Here is a 16,894-nt window from a genome sequence, read left to right on the forward strand (position 1 = left end):
CGCACCCGGTCGCAAACCCACCATGCTTTTCCTTGGTTAACAGCCTCGGGCACGGCTCGTACCTTTAGCCCTTTCCTACTGCTTTCTCTATGATTCATTTCACCGAATTCACCCTCGATAACGGCCTGCGCTGCATCGTGCACGAAGATTTCAGCACGCCCATGGCCGTGCTTAATGTGATGTATGACGTAGGCTCGCGCGATGAGGACGCCGAGCACACCGGCTTTGCGCACTTGTTTGAGCACCTGATGTTTTCGGGCTCCGTGAACATTCCCAGCTACGACGAGCCGTTGCAGCGTGTGGGCGGCGAAAACAACGCCTTCACCTCGGCCGATGTAACGAACTACTACCTCTCGCTGCCCGCCGCCAACCTCGAAACCGGCTTCTGGCTCGAAAGCGACCGGATGCTGAACCTCGCCTTCTCCGAAAATGGCCTCGAAGTGCAGCGCAAAGTGGTGGTGGAGGAGTTCAAGCAGAGCTACCTCAACCAGCCCTACGGCGACGTGTGGCTCCAGCTCAAGCCCCTCGCCTACCACACCCACCCCTACCAGTGGAACACCATCGGCAAGGAGATTGCACACATCGAAAACGCCGTGATGGACGACGTGCGCGGCTTTTTCAAAAAGCACTACGCCCCGCAGAATGCCGTGCTGGTAGTGGCCGGGGCCGTGAGCGCCGCCGACGTGCGCCTACTGGCCGAGAAGTGGTTTGGCCCCATTCCCGGCGGGCCGGCCTACCAGCGCCAGCTGCCCCAGGAGCCTGCCCAGACCGAGGCCCGGCACCTCACCGCCCATGCGCAGGTGCCCCTCAGCGCCCTGTACAAGGCCTACCACATGCCCGCCCGGGGCGATGCCCGCTACCACGCCGTGGATTTGCTCAGCGACATGCTGGGCCACGGCAAATCGGCGCGGCTGCACCAGCGGCTGGTGAAGGAGCAGGCGTTGTTCAATAACATTTCGGCCTCGCTCACCGGCTCGCTCGACCCCGGCCTGCTCGTCATCAGCGGCAAGCTGAACGAGGGCGTGGATATTAAAGCCGCCGATGCCGCCGTGGAAGCCGTGGTGGCCGAGTTCCTGACCCAGGACGTGGACGCCCACGAGCTTGAAAAAGTAAAAAACCAAGCCGAAAGCAGCTTGGTGTTTGGCGAAATCGACCTCCTGAACCGCGCCATGAACCTGGCCTACAGCAAGCTGCAAGGCGACGCCAACCTGGTAAACGACGAAAGCCGCCGCATCCAGGCCGTGACCGTGGCCGACGTGCGCGCCATGGCCCAGCTGGTGCTGCGCCCCGAAAACTGCAACACGCTCTATTATGAAGCCGCCGCCGTGGCCGAGCCGGCATAGTCAGTGGATGGTCCAACCAAAAAGAAAGGTCACGCTACGTATAGCGTGACCTTTCTTTTTGCGTGGTTGCTGAACCAGCGGCGGGCCGGTTTTCGGCAGGCTTAGCGCTTGGTTTTCACCTTGGTTTTGCCCGGCGCTACCGGCACGTTGCTGTCGCGGGTGAGGGTGCTGTTGGCGGGTTTCACGTAGCGCGGGCGCGGGGTGCGGTTGTCGTTGTAGCCGCCGTTGTTCTGGTAGCCCACCTGCTTGCGCATGGGCATGCTGGGGGCCAGGTACGACATCGTACCGTTTTTGATGTCTTCGGGTACGCCTGCGCCGTAGGGCTTGCCGGTGTGGGGGTTGATGTTGGGGGCTTTGCGGGCGCCCCGCGTCGAGTAGGGCGCGATTTTCTTGCGGGCGGCTCGGGTTGTGGTTTGCGCATTGGCTCCGGTTACGGCAAAGGTGACCAGCAGCAACGTGGCGAAAAAGTAGCGGAACATCGATGGAATTCTGAAAAAGTGAAGTGATACAAAAATAGCTACCCCAGCAGGCCGAAAGCAGGCCGGCTCCCCTCATACGCACCACGGCCCGCAGCGGGTGAGGTCGAACGACGGAAGCCGACAGGCACTACGAGCAATGGCCCGGCCGGGATTTCTCCAACCGGGCCATCTTTGGGCCAAATTAGTTGCCGAGCGTGGTTTGCGTGGCGGCCGACTTGCGGGGCGGGCGCACGCTGTAGGGCACCATGCCGTTGCTGGTGCGCATGTGCACCGGCATGCCAGGGGCAGCGTACACGTTGGCGTTGTCAATCTCGCCGCGCGAGGTGCTGGCGGCGGGGTAAGCAGGGCCCCAGTTGCCGTCGGTGGCGGGAGTGGTGCTGGCCACGGCAGTTTGGGTGGTTTCGAGGGGAGGCCAGCCGTCGTTCATCACGGGCGTGGTGGGGGTGGTTTTGAGGGCGACGCGGCGGGCTTTTTTGGCGGCGCGGGCCGAGGCTTTTACCGACTTAGTCGTCTTCTTTTTGGCGGCGACGGGCGTGGTCTGGGCGCTGGCTTCAGCCAACAGGAACACCGACAATGCGAGGGTAAGGATGGAGCGGAACATGGCTGAAGGAAAAAAAGCTGAGAAGAAAAAGTTGGTTCGTTTAGCTGTCAGGGTACATTTCGAAAAGCGTGCCAACTTCTGCTTCATATCACCAGGCCTATGCAAAACGGCCCGATTGGTGCGCAAATGCGCATCAATCGGGCCGTTTCATCGACAGAAGCAGGATTTCTATCGTGGCGTAAGCGTGGTACTGGTTTTGGTGCGGGCGGGGGCCGGCCCATTGTAGCTGCCCACTTTCTTGGGATTGTCCACGTTCACGGGCATGCCGGGAGCGGCATACACGCTTTGGCCCTTGCCGTCGGCGCTTTCTGTGGAGCCTACGGCCCCATTGCCAGCGGGGCCAACTTTGGTACGGCCGCCCGTTTCGGCGGGCGCCGGGCTGGCGGTGGTGTTGCGCGTTACCATCTTTTTCGGGGTGGTTGTGCGGGGGGCCGCTTTGGTGGCGGGGGCTGTTTGAGCCGATGCTTCAGCCATCACGGCCAGCGCAAACATCAGCGTTAGGATGGAGCGAATCATAAGGGTGAATTGGGGTGGTGAGGAAAAAAGACTCGAAATGCCATCGCCGCAACGCAGCCCAGCCCCAGGCATACGCGAAATGCCGCCGCGAGGTACATATTCACGGAGTTCCCGCTACTACCAGCCGCCAGCGTGGGCCTCTCAACGGAAGAGTTAGAACGCAAAAAAGCCCGGCTGCTCTTTTCAGAACACAACCGGGCTTTTTGTAAATATTAACTAATGCCGAGCGGTATTAAGCCCGAAGGCCTTATCCGCAGCACAGCCAGACTGCTACCAGCCCAGCGGCTCAGGTGCTTTTTTCTTGGGCGCAGGAGCGGCAGTCTTAGCAGGGGCCTTGGCCGGTGCGCCAGCCTTCGGCGCAGCAGCAGCGGGCGCCATTTCGGCCCCGTTGGCGGCATTGCCGGCACCAGTGGCCGCCTCGGTAGCTACCGGAGCGGCAGCGGCCGGGGCGGGCGCAGCGGGGGCCATTGCAGTGGCCGTAGCCGGGCGCGGGGGCCACGGCTTGTCGCGGCGGGGCTTGCGGTTGAGGCGACGCTCACGGGCCGCGGCGGCGTCATCGGCCATCACGTTGCGGCCGCCGCGCATGATTACGGGGGCGCCAGGCGCTACCGAAATACCCTGGCCACTGGCCGCACCGCCGGCACTGCTGCCGCCACCGCCACCAAAGCCACCTTTATCGGCCGGAGCCGGAGCGGCCGCCTCGGGGGCGGGCGCGGGAGCCGGCGTGGCCTCGGGCGCTACCGCGGCACCGCCGTTCTGCGCGGCTTTTGCGCCGGCCGCGGTGGAGGTGCTGCTCTTGGTAGTCTTCTTAGCCGGAGCTTTTTTGGGAGTATCCCAGCCACTCGGGGCATCCCAGCCACCGCTTTGGGCGGCGGCGGAAGTGGCTAAGCCTCCGCTGATAAGTAAAAAGAATAGGGCGCGCTTCATGGCAGGGGATTTTCGTGGGTGGTTTATAAACGGCGTAACTGAATGTGTTTGCGAAACGTTCGGCCAGGGCCGGAGCCTTGCCGTAACTTTGCGGGCTATGATGCAGGAATCCATTGCCGCGCTGACGGCCGAAATTACGACGGCCGAACTGAATAATCCCGCCGAACTTGATGCGTTTCGAATCAGCTACCTCGGCCGTAAGGGCCGGCTGGCCGACTTGTTCGACCAGCTCAAGACCGTGCCCGCCGAAGACAAACGCGCTGTAGGCCAGCAGCTCAACGCCCTGAAGCAGCAGGCCCAGGCCCGTTTCGACGAGGCCCAGCAAGCCGCCGAAGCCGCTGCCGACAACGCCCCCGCCAACCCCGATTTCGACTACACCCTGCCCCCGGTGCCCAACGCCCTGGGCACCCGCCACCCCCTGAGCCTGGTGCGCGAGGAAATGTTGCGCATCTTCGGCCGCATTGGTTTTGCCGTGGCCGAAGGCCCTGAGATTGAGGACGACTGGCATAACTTCACGGCCCTCAACTTCCCCGAAAACCACCCGGCGCGCGACATGCAGGACACGTTCTTCGTGGCCCCGGTATCGCACGCAGCCGGCGCTGCCGACGCCGGGTCCACCGGCGATGCCGCCACCGGCGCACCCAACCTGCCGCACCTGCTGCGCACCCACACCAGCACCGTGCAGGTGCGCGTGATGGAAACCGAGCCCCTGCCCATCCGCCGCGTGATGCCGGGCCGGGTGTTCCGCAACGAGGCCATTTCGGCGCGCGCCCACATGATGTTCCACCAGGTGGAGGGCATTTTCATTGACGAAGGCGTGAGCTTCGCCGACCTCAAGCAGACCGTTTATTACTTCGTGCAGGAGCTGTTCGGGGCCGATATCAACATCCGCTTCCGCCCCAGCTTCTTCCCCTTCACCGAGCCCAGCGCCGAGATTGACATCACCTGCCTGATTTGCAAAGGGGCGGGCTGCAACATCTGCAAGTACTCGGGCTGGGTCGAAATCGGTGGCTGCGGCATGGTGGACCCCGCCGTGCTCGAAAATGCCGGCATCGACCCCGAGAAATACTCCGGCTACGCCTGGGGCATGGGCATCGAACGCATCGCCATGCTCAAGTACCAGATTAAGGACTTACGCCTGTTCACCGAGAATGACATGCGCTTCCTGCGGCAGTTCGAAGCCCTATAAATCAAGCACAACCGAACCAATCTATGCCTGCGGGCATTCTATGCAGCCTACTTCAGCAGGTAGGCTCCGATAATTTTGTGATTCATGAAGGTTAGAAATCAGACCCAGAATAAAGTAAACGTCATCACCCTCGGCTGCTCGAAAAACATCGTGGACTCGGAAGTCCTGATGGGCCAGCTGCAAGCCAACCAGTTCGATGTGACGCACGAGGCCGAGAAATCCGACGCCAACATCGTCATCATCAACACCTGCGGCTTCATCGATAACGCCAAGCAGGAAAGCATCGACACCATTCTGCGCTACGCGGATGAAAAGGAAGCCGGTCGCCTCGAAAAGCTGTACGTGACGGGCTGCCTCTCGCAGCGCTATAAGGACGAGCTGGAAGTGGAAATCCCGCAGGTAGACGCTTATTTCGGCACGCTGGAGCTGCCCCAGATGCTGAAGGTGCTGAACGCCGACTACAAGCACGAGCTCATCGGCGAGCGCCTGATTACCACGCCCAAGCACTACGCCTACTTCAAAATCGCAGAGGGCTGCAACCGCCCCTGCTCCTTCTGCGCCATCCCGCTGATGCGCGGCAAGCACGTGGACCGGCCCATCGAGGACCTGGTGAAGGAAGCCAAGCGCTTGGCCGGAATGGGAACCAAAGAACTGATTCTCATTGCTCAGGACCTGACTTACTACGGCCTGCAACACTACGGCGAGCGCAAGTTGGCCGACCTGCTGCGCAACCTGTCCGACGTGAACGGCATCGACTGGATTCGCCTGCAATACGCCTACCCTTCGCAGTTCCCGCTGGACGCGCTGGACGTGATGGCCGAGCGCGAAAACATCTGCAAGTACCTCGACATGCCTTTGCAGCACGGCTCCGACAACATGCTGAAAACCATGCGCCGGGGCATCACCAAGCGCCGCACCATCGAGCTGGTGGACACCATTCGGCAGCGCGTGCCGGGCATTGCGCTGCGCACCACGCTTATTGCCGGCCACCCCGGCGAGACAGAAAAGGACTTCCAGGAAATGTATGATTTCGTGGAGCAGACCCGCTTCGAGCGCCTGGGCATCTTCACTTATTCGCACGAAGAAAACACGCACTCGCACACCCTCGTCGACGATGTGCCGGCCGAGCTGAAGCAGGAGCGCGCCGACGCCATCATGGAACTGCAGCAGGGCATTTCGATGGAGCTGAACGAGGCCCGCGTGGGCCAGACCTACAAGGTGCTGTTCGACCGCAAGGAAAGCGGCCATTTCGTGGGCCGGACGGAGTTTGACTCGCCCGAGGTGGACAACGAAGTGCTGGTAGCGGTGGAGAAGGACACGTTTGTGCGCCTCGGCGACTTTGCGAACGTGAAGATTGACTCGGCCTCAGATTTCGACCTGTACGGCCACTTGGTATAGAGCCGATATCTCAGCATGAAAGCCCGCCTCAACCAGCAGGATATCGAATACCGCGTGGAAGGCCCCGCCGGCCCCGGCGCGGCCGAAATCCTGCTGGCGGCTGACACCGACCTCACGGCCGGCCAGCCCTGGGCGGCGGCCGGCTACACGGTGGCGCCCTGGCTCACGCCGGCCGAAAACACCACCCTACGCGAAGGCCTGATTGAGCTAATACGCACGGCCGTGCGCAATGCGGGGTTTGATATTCCGGCCGACTGGTCCGTAACGGATTACCACCGGCTGATTGGCGACGACGAGGCCCGCCACCTGGCCGTGGTGCAGCAAACCACCACCTGCCCACTGGCGTCCCTGCCCCTGCCGGTGGCCACGCTCGAAGCACGGGTGGCGGCGCTGTGCGGCCGGCCCATCAGCGCCCACAACCCGGCCCTGGGCCGGGCGCAATTCCATTTGCGCATTGTGCGGCCCCGGCGTTCCGATAACAACCCCGTGCACCGCGACGTGTGGATTGACCGGCTGCGCAACGGCATCAACATTTACTTCCCGCTGGCGGGCAGCACCGCCGATTCGTCGCTGGCGCTGCTGCCCGGCTCGCACTGGTGGCCCGAGGACCAGCTGACGCGCACCCACGCCGGGGCCGTGTACAACGGCGCGCAGTACAGCGTGCCCGGCGTGGTGGCCTCGGCGCAGCCGCTGCACCTGTTGCGTCCCAACCCGGGCCCGGATGAAGTCATGATTTTCTCGCCTTATCTGCTGCACGGCGGGGCTGTGAATCTGAACGAGGACGCCACGCGTCTTTCGCTGGAAATGCGATTTTGGGCGGCTGAATAAGCGTCGGATTTAACTTTTCGGCCGGGGCCGGGTTTTGTGCGGACTTTTGCCATTGGCTAAGGTTCATACCGAACCCGGCCTTGCTCGTATTTCCCCCATGCCTACTCGTTGTACCACGCTGCCCTACGCCGAAACCGGCGCTTTTTCGGGCCTGCTGACTGATTATATTGCCCAGAACCCGGCCCTGGCCCCGTTTTATAACCGCTTTCCGACGCTGGAAAACTTCGCCGCCCAAATCGAAGAGAAAAAAGCCAGCTACTCGCCCAAGGCCCGTAAGCGGCTAGTAGCCGCCCTGCGCGACCAATATGGCTTCGCCCCCGACCCGGAGCCCGCCATCGAAGCCAGCCTGCTGCTGCTGGCCGAACCCACCACCTTCACCGTGACGACCGGGCACCAGCTCAACCTGCTCACGGGGCCGCTGTATTTCATCTACAAAATCGTATCGGCCATCAAGCTGAGCAGGGAATTGAAGGCGAAATACCCGCAGTACGATTTCGTGCCGGTGTACTGGATGGCCACGGAAGACCACGACTTTGCCGAAATCAACCACTTCTCGCTCTTCGGCAAAACCTACGCCTGGGACGCGGCCGGCACCGGCGGCCCGGTGGGCCGCCTGCCCCTCGACGGCCTGAGCGAACAGCTGCTGAGCCAACTGCCGCCCGAAGTGCCGGCCGCTTTCCACAAGGCCTATTCCGAATCGAAAACCCTGGCCGAAGCCACCCGCAAACTGGCTGATGCCCTGTTTGGCGAGTTTGGCCTGGTAACGCTTGACGCCGACCGCCCGGCCCTGAAGCAGGCCCTGGTGCCGCTGCTGGAAAAAGAAATCAAGGCGCAGGTTTCCAACGCCGCCGTGCAGGCCACGAATGCCCGCCTGACCGCCGCCGGCTACAAGCCGCAGGTGTATTCGCGGCCTATCAACCTGTTTTTCATCACCGACCAGGGCAAGCGCGAGCGCCTGGAGCCCGATGCCAATGGCGCCGATTGCGTGGAGGTGACCATCCGCAACACGGCCCGCTGCCACAGCCAGGCCGAGCTGCTGGCGCTGGCGAAGGCGCACCCCGAGCAGTTCAGCCCCAACGTGGTGCTGCGCCCGGTGTACCAGGAAATTCTGCTGCCGAACCTGGTGTACATCGGCGGCGGGGCCGAGGTGGCGTACTGGTTCCAGCTGAAGGACGTGTTTGCGGCTTTTGGTGTGCCCTTCCCCATCGTGCTGCCGCGCAACTCGGCCGAGTACATCAGCCGGGCCAATGCGAGTAAGCTGAAAAAGCTGGGCCTGACCACGCACGAGATTTTCCGGCCCCTGCCGGAGCTGAAGAAGCACGTAGGCGCGGCCCTCGGTCAGGAAGAAATCAGCCTGAAAGAGCAGCAGCAGGCCCTGGCCGCTTCCTTCCAGCAGGTGCAGGACCTAGCCCAGCGCCTCGACCCCACGCTGGTGAAGACCGTGGCCGCCGAAGCCCAGAAAGCTGCCGTCGGCCTCGCCGGCCTCGAAAAGCGCCTGAGCAAAGCCGCCGAAATGAAGCACGAAACCGCCTACACGCAACTGGCTGCGCTCAAGGAAAAGCTATTCCCCGGCGGCGGCTTGCAGGAGCGCAGCGAGAACGTGCTCAGCATTTTGATAAACAACCCCGGCTTCATTGAGCAGCTGATTGAGGCGTTTGAGCCGCTGGCGCTGGAATTCACGGTGCTGGAGGAGGAGTAAGACGCCCGTGCGATGCAGGATAAAGCCACTCTCCGCCGCGCCGCCCTCGCCCGCCGCCAAGCCCTGCCGCCGGACGAAACCGCGCTCCGCAGCCAGCAATTGTGCGAGCAGCTTTTCCAGTATTTCCCGGTAGCAGAGTGGCGCTGGCTGCACCTGTTTCTGCCGCTGGCTAAGCGTAACGAGGCCGATACCTGGCCAATTATCCATCGCATCTGGGCCGAGGGGCTGGCGGTGAGCCTGGCCGGGCCCGTGGTGCAGGCCGACGGCATTTCGCTGCGTCACTACGAGTTGACACCCACCACGCCGCTGCAAACCAACCGCTGGGGCATTCCTGAGCCCACTGCTGCTGCCGAAACCGAAGTGCCGGCCGCCGCTTTTGATGCGGTGCTCGTGCCGCTGCTGGCGGTGGACCGCGCCGGCCACCGCGTGGGCTACGGCGGCGGCTTCTACGACCGGTTTCTGGCCCAATGCCGGCCGGGCACGCAGTTCATTGGGTTGAATGTGCTGGATGCTGCGCCCGTGGCCGCCATCGCCGACGTGCTGCCAACCGATGTGCCGCTTACGGCCTACATCACGCCGGGCGGGGTGTGGCGGTTCTGAGGCATCTAGCGAAAACGTACTGTTAAGCTATTTAGTATGGGGGTTGGGAATAAATTATTATTCATAATATTCTCACAATAAGCCAATAACGCGTTGCGTTGGTCGGGTATCTTTCACCTTTTCAGGACAGAACCCATGGCCGAAATTCAGCAGCAATCCGCCGGCTCCGCGAAGCCGGGCAAACGACGAGCGAAGAAGATGTCGACCCGCATCGACATGACCCCGATGGTGGACCTGGCGTTTCTGCTCCTCACCTTCTTCATGCTCACCACCACCTTCGCCAAGCCCTTCGCCATGGACTTGCAAATGCCGGTGAAGAGCATCGACCCGACGCCGGTGGCGCTGTCGAAGGCCATGACCATCATTCTGGGCAAAAACCACCAGGTGCACTACTTCTTCGGGCTGAACGCACCGCAGGACAAAACCGCGCCCGTGCCCGATTTGAAGACCACCTCGTTCGAGCCCGATGGCCTGCGCCCGGCGCTCCTCGCCCGGATGCGCCAACAGCCGGACCTCGTGGTCCTCATCAAGCCCTCGGCCGACTCGAAATACCAGGACATGATTGACGTGCTCGATGAAATGAACATCACGCATCAACGCAAATATGCCTTGGTCAAGATTACCCAAGACGACTTAACCCTTCTTAAATCCACAACCTTATGATGACCAATGCCCAGCTGGCCACGGCCAGCCTCGACGACATCGTGTTCGATGGTCGCAACCGCCACTACGGGGCCTACGAGCTCCGCGCCCTCTACCAGCGCCACATGACGCGGGCTTTGATTATCGCCACGGCCATGCTGGCGCTGCTGCTGGTGTTTCCGCTGCTGGCGCAGCTGCTGAAGGAGGATGTGGCGATAGTTCCGCCCAAGCCGGTTGTACTGCGGCCGATTGACGTGAACGTGAATGTGGACCAGCCAATAATTACCCCGCCGCCCGCCGCTGCCAAGCCGCCGACGACGCCCCCGCAACTGCCTACCATGAAAAACGTGGTGCCGGTGGTGGTGAAGGAAAAGGATGCGCCGAAAGTGAGCGAGGTGCCAAATCAGGATGAGCTAATTGACAAAATATCCAGCACCAAGTCTCAGGACGGCGACCCCAACGCCAAAATTGAACAGCCGCTCATCGAAGCCAAGCCCGGCGACGACCCCGGCCTGCTGCCCGATGCGGGCACTAGCAAGCCCTACACCTACGTGGAACAGATGCCCCAGCTGCCTGGTGGTGGCGGCACGGCAGCCATCGTGGCCGCTATTCAAAAGGCGGTACGCTACCCGGCCAAAGCCCTACAGAATGGCGTTGAAGGAAAAGTGTTTGTCAGCTTCACCGTGGACCCGAAAGGCGATGTGACGGACGTGAAAGTTGTGAAAGGCCTGGGCTACGGCCTCGATGAGGAAACTATGCGGGCCATCAAAACGCTGCCCAAATTCATCCCCGGCAAGCAGAATGGCCGCGAGGTGAGCGTGGCGTTTACCGTGCCCGTTACCTACCGCATCCAATAGCGGCGTAGCACTTTTGTAAAGCAAAAAGGACCGTCGTGTTGAGCATGACGGTCCTTTTTGCTTTATTCTTTTCTGACTACTTCATTGCCGCGTCCACGCCCGTGATGCGGGCCTGGCCCCACGGCGCAATGCTCACGCGCACCCGCAGCGGGTGCAGGCGGCCGGCTTTTTCGAGGCGCAGGCCGCTGCCTTCGGGCACGTAGTAGCGCTCCAGATTGAAGCGCAGGGCGAACGAGCCCCGGTACACATCTGTGACCCAGCCGCGCAGCACCGCCTGGCCGGCGGCGGGTTTGGGCGCCTGTGGGTATACCCCCACGGTGGTACTTAGGCTGTCGGGGCCGGAGGCCAGCAGCACGAACACGGCTTGGCGACGGGTGGGTGGGCCGTCGCCGTGCCAAGCACTCAGCGGATTATCGCTGATGGCGTAGTGCAGGCGCACGAAGTCGCCGTAGAGCAAATCCTTGGGGTCGATGGGCGTGGTGGCCAGGATTACCCGCTGGCCCAGCGCCGTGGTGGCGTAGCCCGCGCCGGCCACTCCCAGCACGTAGAGCACCTGCGCGGCTACCAGCGCCCGCAGCAGCGGGCGGCGGCGCACCGGAGCCGAAAACCAGGAGAGCAGGTCCGTCATGCGGGAAGTAAGAGTTTCGGGTTATGAATTATGAGTTGGCTCAGGAGCTTCGGACTCGCTACCGGGAATGGTCGGCGCACCGGCTTGCTGGACTACCAGCGGAGCAGCGGCGGCCAATACCTGGGCATTGCGGCGGCGCAGGTACCAGCTCAGGGCCAGCAGCAAAATGCCGCCAATCAGGAAAAACAGCGACTTATCCATGAAGCCCCAGGTGAGCTTGAAGTAAGCCACCGCCGTGGCAGCCACAAACAGCACCGCGCCGATGGTAAGCTGCTCGGGGTCGTGGTCGCGGTTGGCGCGGGCCAGTACCGAGCCAGCGTGGGCATACAGCACCACCAGCGTGGCCACGGCCAATGACAACCCGCCCGAGAGGTAAAACCCCGGCAGCAGCAGCAGCCACTCGGGCAGCGTGGCGAGGCGGCCCCGCGCCCGCTTGCCGGCCACCGAGATGGCCAGCACCGCCACCAGCGACCCCAGGTAGGGCAGCAGCGGGGGCCGCAGGATGTTGGCATAGGCATCGGCTTCGCCAAAAATGGCCAGGCCGAACATGAACAGGTACGCCGCCACCAGCGACGGCACCTGCAAAGCCCGCCCGCCGGTGCGGTTCGGCTGCCAGTCACCCGCTGCGTAGATGAGCATGGCCGGCACAAAGAACCAGGTGATTTTGGAGTGCTGCACGATGATGAACAGCCCCGCCTGCCACAGCAGCCCAACGGCCAGCACGGTGGCGCTCACGGCATCGGGCCGCCGCCACCAGTAGTAGCCCATTCCGCCCACCACCAGCCACGCCGTGACGTAGCTGAAAATCCCCAGCGACTCGACGCAGTACGTCTGCACCGCCGCCCCGATGAGCACCGTGAGCAGCACCAGCAGCCGCGAGCCGTACACGTAGCTAAGGGCCGTGCCGGCTATCACCCAGGCCAGCAGGCCGCTGGCATCGTAGCCCACCAATTGGTAGAGCTGGCTGGTGAGGATAATGCTGGCTCCGAACAAAATCAGCCCCAGCCCGATGAGGCCGTGGCCCAAATCGGGGTTGCCGCGCCGCAGGAAATAGGAACCGGCAGCGTAGCTGCCCACCAGGCTGCCCAGCAGCAGCGCCAGCCGCAGGGCAGTGGGCAGGCCCTGCCAGTTGGCCGCCACCACGCTCAGGCCGCTCAGGCCCACCAGCACGCTGCCCAGAATGGGGAGCAGGCCCAGAGCCGGCGCTTCCTGGGGGTAGCGGGCCAGCAGCTGCTGCCGCTGCGCCTCGCTGATGAGGCCATCGGTAACCCAGCCGGGGCTTTCGGTATCGAGAAATTTACGACTCATTGTTCTTGCAACATACGGCACAGGCCAGATAATGCGGTTCACGCCGGTAGGCCCTACTTCAGCAGGTCATGGATGACTTCGTCGAGGCCGTGGTACCAGTCGATGTGCGGCGACATGCGGCCGCAGCCGCCCATCGGGGCACTGGGGCAGGAGGTGTTGCGCCAGCGCCGCGCGCACTGCGGGCACACGGCAGCGGTATCGAAAGTGTTCCATTGGCAGCCGCAGCTGCACATCCAATGGACGTTGCCGTCGGGTTTCCAGTGGCAGCGGGGGCAGTAGATTTCGAGAGTGGGGTTGGCAGGCATGAAGTCCGTGGAAAGGAATTCGCAATGTTACGCCGGCTTGCGCGCTCGCGTCATCTCGCGCTTGCCGGGCGGGCCGGGCAGCTTTTCCGTTAGCCAGCCGGCGGCACGCAGGTTGCGCCGGAACTGGCCCTGCGCGCAGTAGCTCACCAGCACCGCGCCGGGCGCGGCAGCGGCGTAGAGCTGGGCAAAAACGGCTTCGCTCCACAGCTCGGGCTGCTTTTCGGGGGCGAAGGCATCGAAGTAGATGAGGTGGTAATGGGCAGCGGGCAGCGCCGCTTCCTGAAGCGGCTGGTGCAGCTTGCGCAGCCGAAAGCCCGGCAGCAGCTCCACTGGCGCGTTCCAGGGCGCAGCGTGCAGCTCGGCAAATAGCTCCTTGATGGGGGTGCCGCGCTCGTCCCACTCGGGCTGCAGGGCCGCTACCACGGCGGGCGGCAGCGGGAAAGTTTCGAGGCCGTCGTACTCGGTGGCGGCCCCGGCGGCCTGGGCGGCTTCCAGGGTCAGCAGGGCATTGAGGCCGGTGCCGAGGCCGATTTCGAGGATGCGCAGCGGCTGGCCGGTTTCGGCAGCGGTGAGCAGCAGCGGGGCCAGTCCGTGCCGGATGAATACGTGCGCCGACTCCTGCCGCGCTCCGTGCTGCGAGTGGTAATGCTCGTTGAGGGCCGGCACAAAGAGCGTGGCCGAGCCATCGGCCGTGCGGCGCACTTCTACCTTTGGCTCGTCAGAAAAAGACGGATTACTGATGCCTCGTTGCTCGTTTTCCAATTCACTCATTCGCTCAGTTACTCATTCACTCCTTGAACAGATGCCCCGCGTAAAAGTAGCCCTGCCCGACGCCTTCCCCTTCGCCACCGAAATCCCGGTGCGCATCACCGACCTCAACTACGGCGGGCACCTAGGCAACGATGCCCTGCTGGGCTTGCTGCACGAGGCGCGGGTGCAGTTCCTGCGCTCCGTGGGCGTGCCCAATGACTACGATGCCGTCACCAAGCTCGGCCTCATCATGGTGGATGTGGCCGTGGAGTACAAGGGCGAGGCATTCCACGGCGACGTGCTGCGCGTGCAAATGGCCGGCAACGACCTCAACAAATACGGCTTCGACGTGGTGTACCACGTCCACAATCAGGCCGGTAAGGAAATAGCCCGCGCCAAAACCGGCATGCTCTGCTTCGACTACAACACCCGCAAGCTGCGCCCGCTGCCCGAGGAGCTGGCGGCGCGGCTTCAAGTAATCTAGCAGTTGTCATTCCGAGCGCAGCGAAGAATCTGAATCAGCTCTGATTACCTAGATTCTTCGCTGCGCTCGGAATGACAACTAACTGGGGAACCCAACGCCCTGTCAGCTTGTATCTTTGCTCTATGCTGCTAGAATTGCCCCTCGCCCCCGTTGTCAAAAAGCGTGATATCCGCAAAACCTCGCCCGATGAGCTCAAGGCCTTTATGGTGGAGCACGGCGAGAAGCCCTTCCGCGCCAAGCAGGTAACGGAGTGGCTGTGGAAGAACACCGCCGCCACGTTTGAGGAGATGAACAACATCTCGGTAGCCACCCGCGAGCTACTCGCCGCCCATTTCGTCATCAACGGCGTGACGGTGCAGAACAAACAGCTCAGCAACGACGGCACCATCAAATCGGCTTTCAAGCTCTACGACGGCAACGTGGTGGAAGGCGTGCTCATCCCGCACGACACGCGCATGACGGCCTGCATTTCGAGCCAGGTGGGCTGCTCGCTCACGTGTAAGTTTTGCGCCACGGGCTACATGGACCGCAAGCGTAACCTTGACGCGGCCGAGATATATGACCAGGTGGTGCGCATCAAGGAGCAATGCGAAAGCCAGTACGGCACGCCGCTCACCAACATCGTGTACATGGGCATGGGCGAGCCGCTGCTCAACTACGCCAACGTGGTGGAAAGCGTGCGCCGCATCACCGCGCCCGATGGGCTGAACATGGCCCCGCGCCGCATCACCATCAGCACAGCCGGCATTGCCAAGATGATTAAAAAGCTGGCCGATGACGACGTGAAGGCCAACCTGGCCCTCTCGCTGCACGCCCCCACCGATGCCAAGCGCAACGAAATCATGCCCATCAACGAGGCCAACTCCCTAGCCGCGCTGAAGGAAGCCCTCCAGTATTACCACCAGAAAACCGGCCGCAAAGTCACGTATGAGTACATCGTATTCGACGGCTTCAACGACGGGCTGGACGATGCCGAGCACCTTTTCAAGATTGCGAAGTGGCTGCCCTGCAAGGTGAACCTGATTGAGTACAACCCCATCGAAAACGCCGCCTACCAGAACGCGGAGGCCGACAAAATCACTGCCTTCCACAAGTACCTGGCCGACCGCGGCGTGCAAACCAACATCCGCCGCTCGCGCGGCAAAGACATCGACGCGGCTTGCGGGCAGCTGGCGGTGAAAGAGGAAAAAGCCTCGGCCTAACCTGCCCGGTCCCGGTAACGCAACGCGCCCCTTCGCAACGACGAAGGGGCGCGTTTTTGGTTGAATACTGGTCGATTCTATGATTTCCACTTGCCGGTGCTGCGCGGGCGGCCGGTGGCTCTTTCCTCGTCCGACTCGCCAGGGGCAATTTCTTCGAGGCGCACGCGCACAGCGTGGGCTTTGGGCTGCACTTTCTGGCCGAAGGCGTCGGCGAACTCCTGGGTGAACTCGGCCCCGAAGAAGATGATGAGCGACGAATAGTTGACCCACAGCAACAACACAATGGCGGAGCCCGCCGCCCCGAAGGCCGACCCGGGGTCGGACTTGGCGATGTAAAAAGCAATGAGAAACTTGCCAATCACGAAGAGCAGCGCCGTGATGAAGGCCCCGATGCCCACGTCGCGCCAGCGGATGATGGCATCGGGCAGGAACCGGTAGATGAGCGCAAACAGCAGCGTGGTGACGCCCAGCGACAGCGCAAAATCGACAACTTTGATGGCGATGACCCCGGCTTCGGGAATCTGGTGCGACAGCCAGCCGGTGAAGGCGCTGAGAACGGCGCTTATCACAAAGGAGATGAGCAGCAGCAGGGCCACGCTCAAAATCAGCCCAAACGAAAGAAAGCGCTGCTTGAGAAATGCCCCGATGCCGATGCCCGCAGTTTTCACCTTCAGGTTCCAGATGTCGTTGATGCTTTCCTGGAGCGTGACGAAGAAAGTAGTGGCCGCGAAGATGAGCGTGGCTACGCCGATGGTGGTGGCCACCGGCCCGCGCTGCTGCAGGGTGAACTTGGCAATGCTGTCCTGCAGAAATTTGGCCGAATCCGCGCCCACCAGGCCCTTCAACTGCCCGTATATCTGCCCCGTGATGGCATCGCCGCCATACGCGGCGCTGGCCACCGTGATGACGATGAGCAGCAACGGCGGCAGGGAGAAAATGGTGTAGTACGACAGCGCCGCCGCGTGCCGGAAGGAATTATTGTTGCTGAATTCGCTCGCCGAAGATTTGAGGACGGCGAAAACATCGGAGAACTTGTAATGCGTAGCCATGCAGAGCTGGAAAGCGGAAAAGGACGCGTCCGAAAAGCCGGGACGCGCTTGCTAGTACGGGCGGAGCGGGCCGGTGTTGGCGCGGCGCG

General features: G+C 62.5%; 19 protein-coding genes. 10 read left to right on the top strand and 9 right to left on the bottom strand.

The features are described from left to right. The first annotated feature begins 89 nt into the window (after positions 1-89). Positions 90-1,343, top strand: a complete 1,254-nt coding sequence (locus ACYU7Q_RS12545) for a M16 family metallopeptidase (protein ID WP_460609768.1) — start codon at positions 90-92, stop codon at positions 1,341-1,343. A 101-nt stretch (positions 1,344-1,444) separates the two neighbouring features. Here ACYU7Q_RS12545 and ACYU7Q_RS12550 read toward each other — a convergent pair whose 3' ends face one another. The 4 genes from ACYU7Q_RS12550 to ACYU7Q_RS12565 all read right to left on the bottom strand — a co-directional run bounded on the left by ACYU7Q_RS12550 (position 1,445) and on the right by ACYU7Q_RS12565 (position 3,866). Then, positions 1,445-1,822, bottom strand: coding sequence for a hypothetical protein (locus tag ACYU7Q_RS12550; protein ID WP_460609769.1), 378 nt, complete (start codon positions 1,820-1,822; stop codon positions 1,445-1,447). Positions 1,823-2,003: 181 nt separating this feature from the next. After that, positions 2,004-2,423, bottom strand: coding sequence for a hypothetical protein (locus ACYU7Q_RS12555; protein ID WP_460609770.1), 420 nt, complete (start codon positions 2,421-2,423; stop codon positions 2,004-2,006). 168 nt (positions 2,424-2,591) lie between these two features. Beyond that, positions 2,592-2,939 (bottom strand): hypothetical protein, encoded by a 348-nt coding sequence (locus tag ACYU7Q_RS12560; protein WP_460609771.1) that lies wholly within the window; start codon positions 2,937-2,939, stop codon positions 2,592-2,594. 270 nt (positions 2,940-3,209) lie between these two features. Further along, on the bottom strand, positions 3,210-3,866 hold the full coding sequence (locus tag ACYU7Q_RS12565) for a hypothetical protein (protein WP_460609772.1): 657 nt from the start codon (positions 3,864-3,866) through the stop codon (positions 3,210-3,212). 100 nt (positions 3,867-3,966) lie between these two features. Here ACYU7Q_RS12565 and pheS point away from each other — a divergent pair, with 100 nt between their 5' ends. From pheS to ACYU7Q_RS12600, 7 genes are all read left to right on the top strand, one after another. Continuing rightward, a complete protein-coding gene (gene pheS, locus ACYU7Q_RS12570; RefSeq protein ID WP_460609891.1) occupies positions 3,967-5,055 on the top strand; it encodes a phenylalanine--tRNA ligase subunit alpha in 1,089 nt (362 codons plus the stop codon). An 84-nt stretch (positions 5,056-5,139) separates the two neighbouring features. Then, positions 5,140-6,453, top strand: coding sequence for a MiaB/RimO family radical SAM methylthiotransferase (gene rimO, locus ACYU7Q_RS12575; protein ID WP_460609773.1), 1,314 nt, complete (start codon positions 5,140-5,142; stop codon positions 6,451-6,453). A 15-nt stretch (positions 6,454-6,468) separates the two neighbouring features. Then, positions 6,469-7,281: a phytanoyl-CoA dioxygenase family protein gene (locus ACYU7Q_RS12580; RefSeq protein ID WP_460609774.1), complete on the top strand. Its 813-nt coding sequence runs from the start codon at positions 6,469-6,471 to the stop codon at positions 7,279-7,281. Between the two features lie 97 nt (positions 7,282-7,378). Further along, on the top strand, positions 7,379-8,980 hold the full coding sequence (gene bshC, locus ACYU7Q_RS12585) for a bacillithiol biosynthesis cysteine-adding enzyme BshC (RefSeq protein WP_460609775.1): 1,602 nt from the start codon (positions 7,379-7,381) through the stop codon (positions 8,978-8,980). Positions 8,981-8,992: 12 nt separating this feature from the next. Next, positions 8,993-9,580, top strand: coding sequence for a 5-formyltetrahydrofolate cyclo-ligase (locus ACYU7Q_RS12590; protein ID WP_460609776.1), 588 nt, complete (start codon positions 8,993-8,995; stop codon positions 9,578-9,580). 135 nt (positions 9,581-9,715) lie between these two features. Beyond that, entirely contained in the window at positions 9,716-10,243 is a 528-nt protein-coding gene (locus tag ACYU7Q_RS12595) for an ExbD/TolR family protein (RefSeq protein WP_460609777.1), read from the top strand. Then, complete coding sequence (locus tag ACYU7Q_RS12600; protein ID WP_460609778.1) at positions 10,240-11,079, top strand: energy transducer TonB; 840 nt, start codon at positions 10,240-10,242, stop codon at positions 11,077-11,079. The genes ACYU7Q_RS12595 and ACYU7Q_RS12600 overlap by 4 nt, the downstream gene beginning before the upstream one ends. Positions 11,080-11,155: 76 nt before the next feature. Here ACYU7Q_RS12600 and ACYU7Q_RS12605 read toward each other — a convergent pair whose 3' ends face one another. The 4 genes from ACYU7Q_RS12605 to mnmC2 are packed head-to-tail and all read right to left on the bottom strand — an operon-like array spanning position 11,156 to position 14,091. After that, positions 11,156-11,707: a GDYXXLXY domain-containing protein gene (locus ACYU7Q_RS12605; protein ID WP_460609779.1), complete on the bottom strand. Its 552-nt coding sequence runs from the start codon at positions 11,705-11,707 to the stop codon at positions 11,156-11,158. A gap of 21 nt (positions 11,708-11,728) precedes the next feature. Next, positions 11,729-13,015 (bottom strand): DUF2157 domain-containing protein, encoded by a 1,287-nt coding sequence (locus tag ACYU7Q_RS12610; protein WP_460609780.1) that lies wholly within the window; start codon positions 13,013-13,015, stop codon positions 11,729-11,731. A 53-nt stretch (positions 13,016-13,068) separates the two neighbouring features. Further along, entirely contained in the window at positions 13,069-13,320 is a 252-nt protein-coding gene (locus tag ACYU7Q_RS12615) for a hypothetical protein (protein ID WP_460609781.1), read from the bottom strand. A 27-nt stretch (positions 13,321-13,347) separates the two neighbouring features. Then, on the bottom strand, positions 13,348-14,091 hold the full coding sequence (gene mnmC2, locus ACYU7Q_RS12620; RefSeq protein WP_460609782.1) for a tRNA (5-methylaminomethyl-2-thiouridine)(34)-methyltransferase MnmD: 744 nt from the start codon (positions 14,089-14,091) through the stop codon (positions 13,348-13,350). A gap of 31 nt (positions 14,092-14,122) precedes the next feature. Here mnmC2 and ACYU7Q_RS12625 point away from each other — a divergent pair, with 31 nt between their 5' ends. Then, entirely contained in the window at positions 14,123-14,554 is a 432-nt protein-coding gene (locus ACYU7Q_RS12625) for a thioesterase family protein (RefSeq protein WP_460609783.1), read from the top strand. Between the two features lie 122 nt (positions 14,555-14,676). After that, on the top strand, positions 14,677-15,756 hold the full coding sequence (gene rlmN, locus ACYU7Q_RS12630) for a 23S rRNA (adenine(2503)-C(2))-methyltransferase RlmN (protein ID WP_460609784.1): 1,080 nt from the start codon (positions 14,677-14,679) through the stop codon (positions 15,754-15,756). Positions 15,757-15,833: 77 nt separating this feature from the next. On the opposite strand, the gene ACYU7Q_RS12635 is transcribed toward rlmN, so the two are convergent. Continuing rightward, on the bottom strand, positions 15,834-16,805 hold the full coding sequence (locus ACYU7Q_RS12635; RefSeq protein WP_460609785.1) for a YihY/virulence factor BrkB family protein: 972 nt from the start codon (positions 16,803-16,805) through the stop codon (positions 15,834-15,836). Between the last annotated feature and the right edge of the window lie 89 nt (positions 16,806-16,894).

The organism is Hymenobacter terrigena, from assembly GCF_054776515.1.

Bases quoted from the DNA above. Each gene is read 5' to 3' on its own strand.
- ACYU7Q_RS12545 (WP_460609768.1), top strand. From the start codon at position 90: ATGATTCATTTCACCGAATTCACCCTCGATAACGGCCTGCGCTGCATC.
- ACYU7Q_RS12550 (WP_460609769.1), bottom strand. From the start codon at position 1,822: ATGTTCCGCTACTTTTTCGCCACGTTGCTGCTGGTCACCTTTGCCGTA.
- ACYU7Q_RS12555 (WP_460609770.1), bottom strand. From the start codon at position 2,423: ATGTTCCGCTCCATCCTTACCCTCGCATTGTCGGTGTTCCTGTTGGCT.
- ACYU7Q_RS12560 (WP_460609771.1), bottom strand. From the start codon at position 2,939: ATGATTCGCTCCATCCTAACGCTGATGTTTGCGCTGGCCGTGATGGCT.
- ACYU7Q_RS12565 (WP_460609772.1), bottom strand. From the start codon at position 3,866: ATGAAGCGCGCCCTATTCTTTTTACTTATCAGCGGAGGCTTAGCCACT.
- pheS (WP_460609891.1), top strand. From the start codon at position 3,967: ATGCAGGAATCCATTGCCGCGCTGACGGCCGAAATTACGACGGCCGAA.
- rimO (WP_460609773.1), top strand. From the start codon at position 5,140: ATGAAGGTTAGAAATCAGACCCAGAATAAAGTAAACGTCATCACCCTC.
- ACYU7Q_RS12580 (WP_460609774.1), top strand. From the start codon at position 6,469: ATGAAAGCCCGCCTCAACCAGCAGGATATCGAATACCGCGTGGAAGGC.
- bshC (WP_460609775.1), top strand. From the start codon at position 7,379: ATGCCTACTCGTTGTACCACGCTGCCCTACGCCGAAACCGGCGCTTTT.
- ACYU7Q_RS12590 (WP_460609776.1), top strand. From the start codon at position 8,993: ATGCAGGATAAAGCCACTCTCCGCCGCGCCGCCCTCGCCCGCCGCCAA.
- ACYU7Q_RS12595 (WP_460609777.1), top strand. From the start codon at position 9,716: ATGGCCGAAATTCAGCAGCAATCCGCCGGCTCCGCGAAGCCGGGCAAA.
- ACYU7Q_RS12600 (WP_460609778.1), top strand. From the start codon at position 10,240: ATGATGACCAATGCCCAGCTGGCCACGGCCAGCCTCGACGACATCGTG.
- ACYU7Q_RS12605 (WP_460609779.1), bottom strand. From the start codon at position 11,707: ATGACGGACCTGCTCTCCTGGTTTTCGGCTCCGGTGCGCCGCCGCCCG.
- ACYU7Q_RS12610 (WP_460609780.1), bottom strand. From the start codon at position 13,015: ATGAGTCGTAAATTTCTCGATACCGAAAGCCCCGGCTGGGTTACCGAT.
- ACYU7Q_RS12615 (WP_460609781.1), bottom strand. From the start codon at position 13,320: ATGCCTGCCAACCCCACTCTCGAAATCTACTGCCCCCGCTGCCACTGG.
- mnmC2 (WP_460609782.1), bottom strand. From the start codon at position 14,091: ATGAGTGAATTGGAAAACGAGCAACGAGGCATCAGTAATCCGTCTTTT.
- ACYU7Q_RS12625 (WP_460609783.1), top strand. From the start codon at position 14,123: ATGCCCCGCGTAAAAGTAGCCCTGCCCGACGCCTTCCCCTTCGCCACC.
- rlmN (WP_460609784.1), top strand. From the start codon at position 14,677: ATGCTGCTAGAATTGCCCCTCGCCCCCGTTGTCAAAAAGCGTGATATC.
- ACYU7Q_RS12635 (WP_460609785.1), bottom strand. From the start codon at position 16,805: ATGGCTACGCATTACAAGTTCTCCGATGTTTTCGCCGTCCTCAAATCT.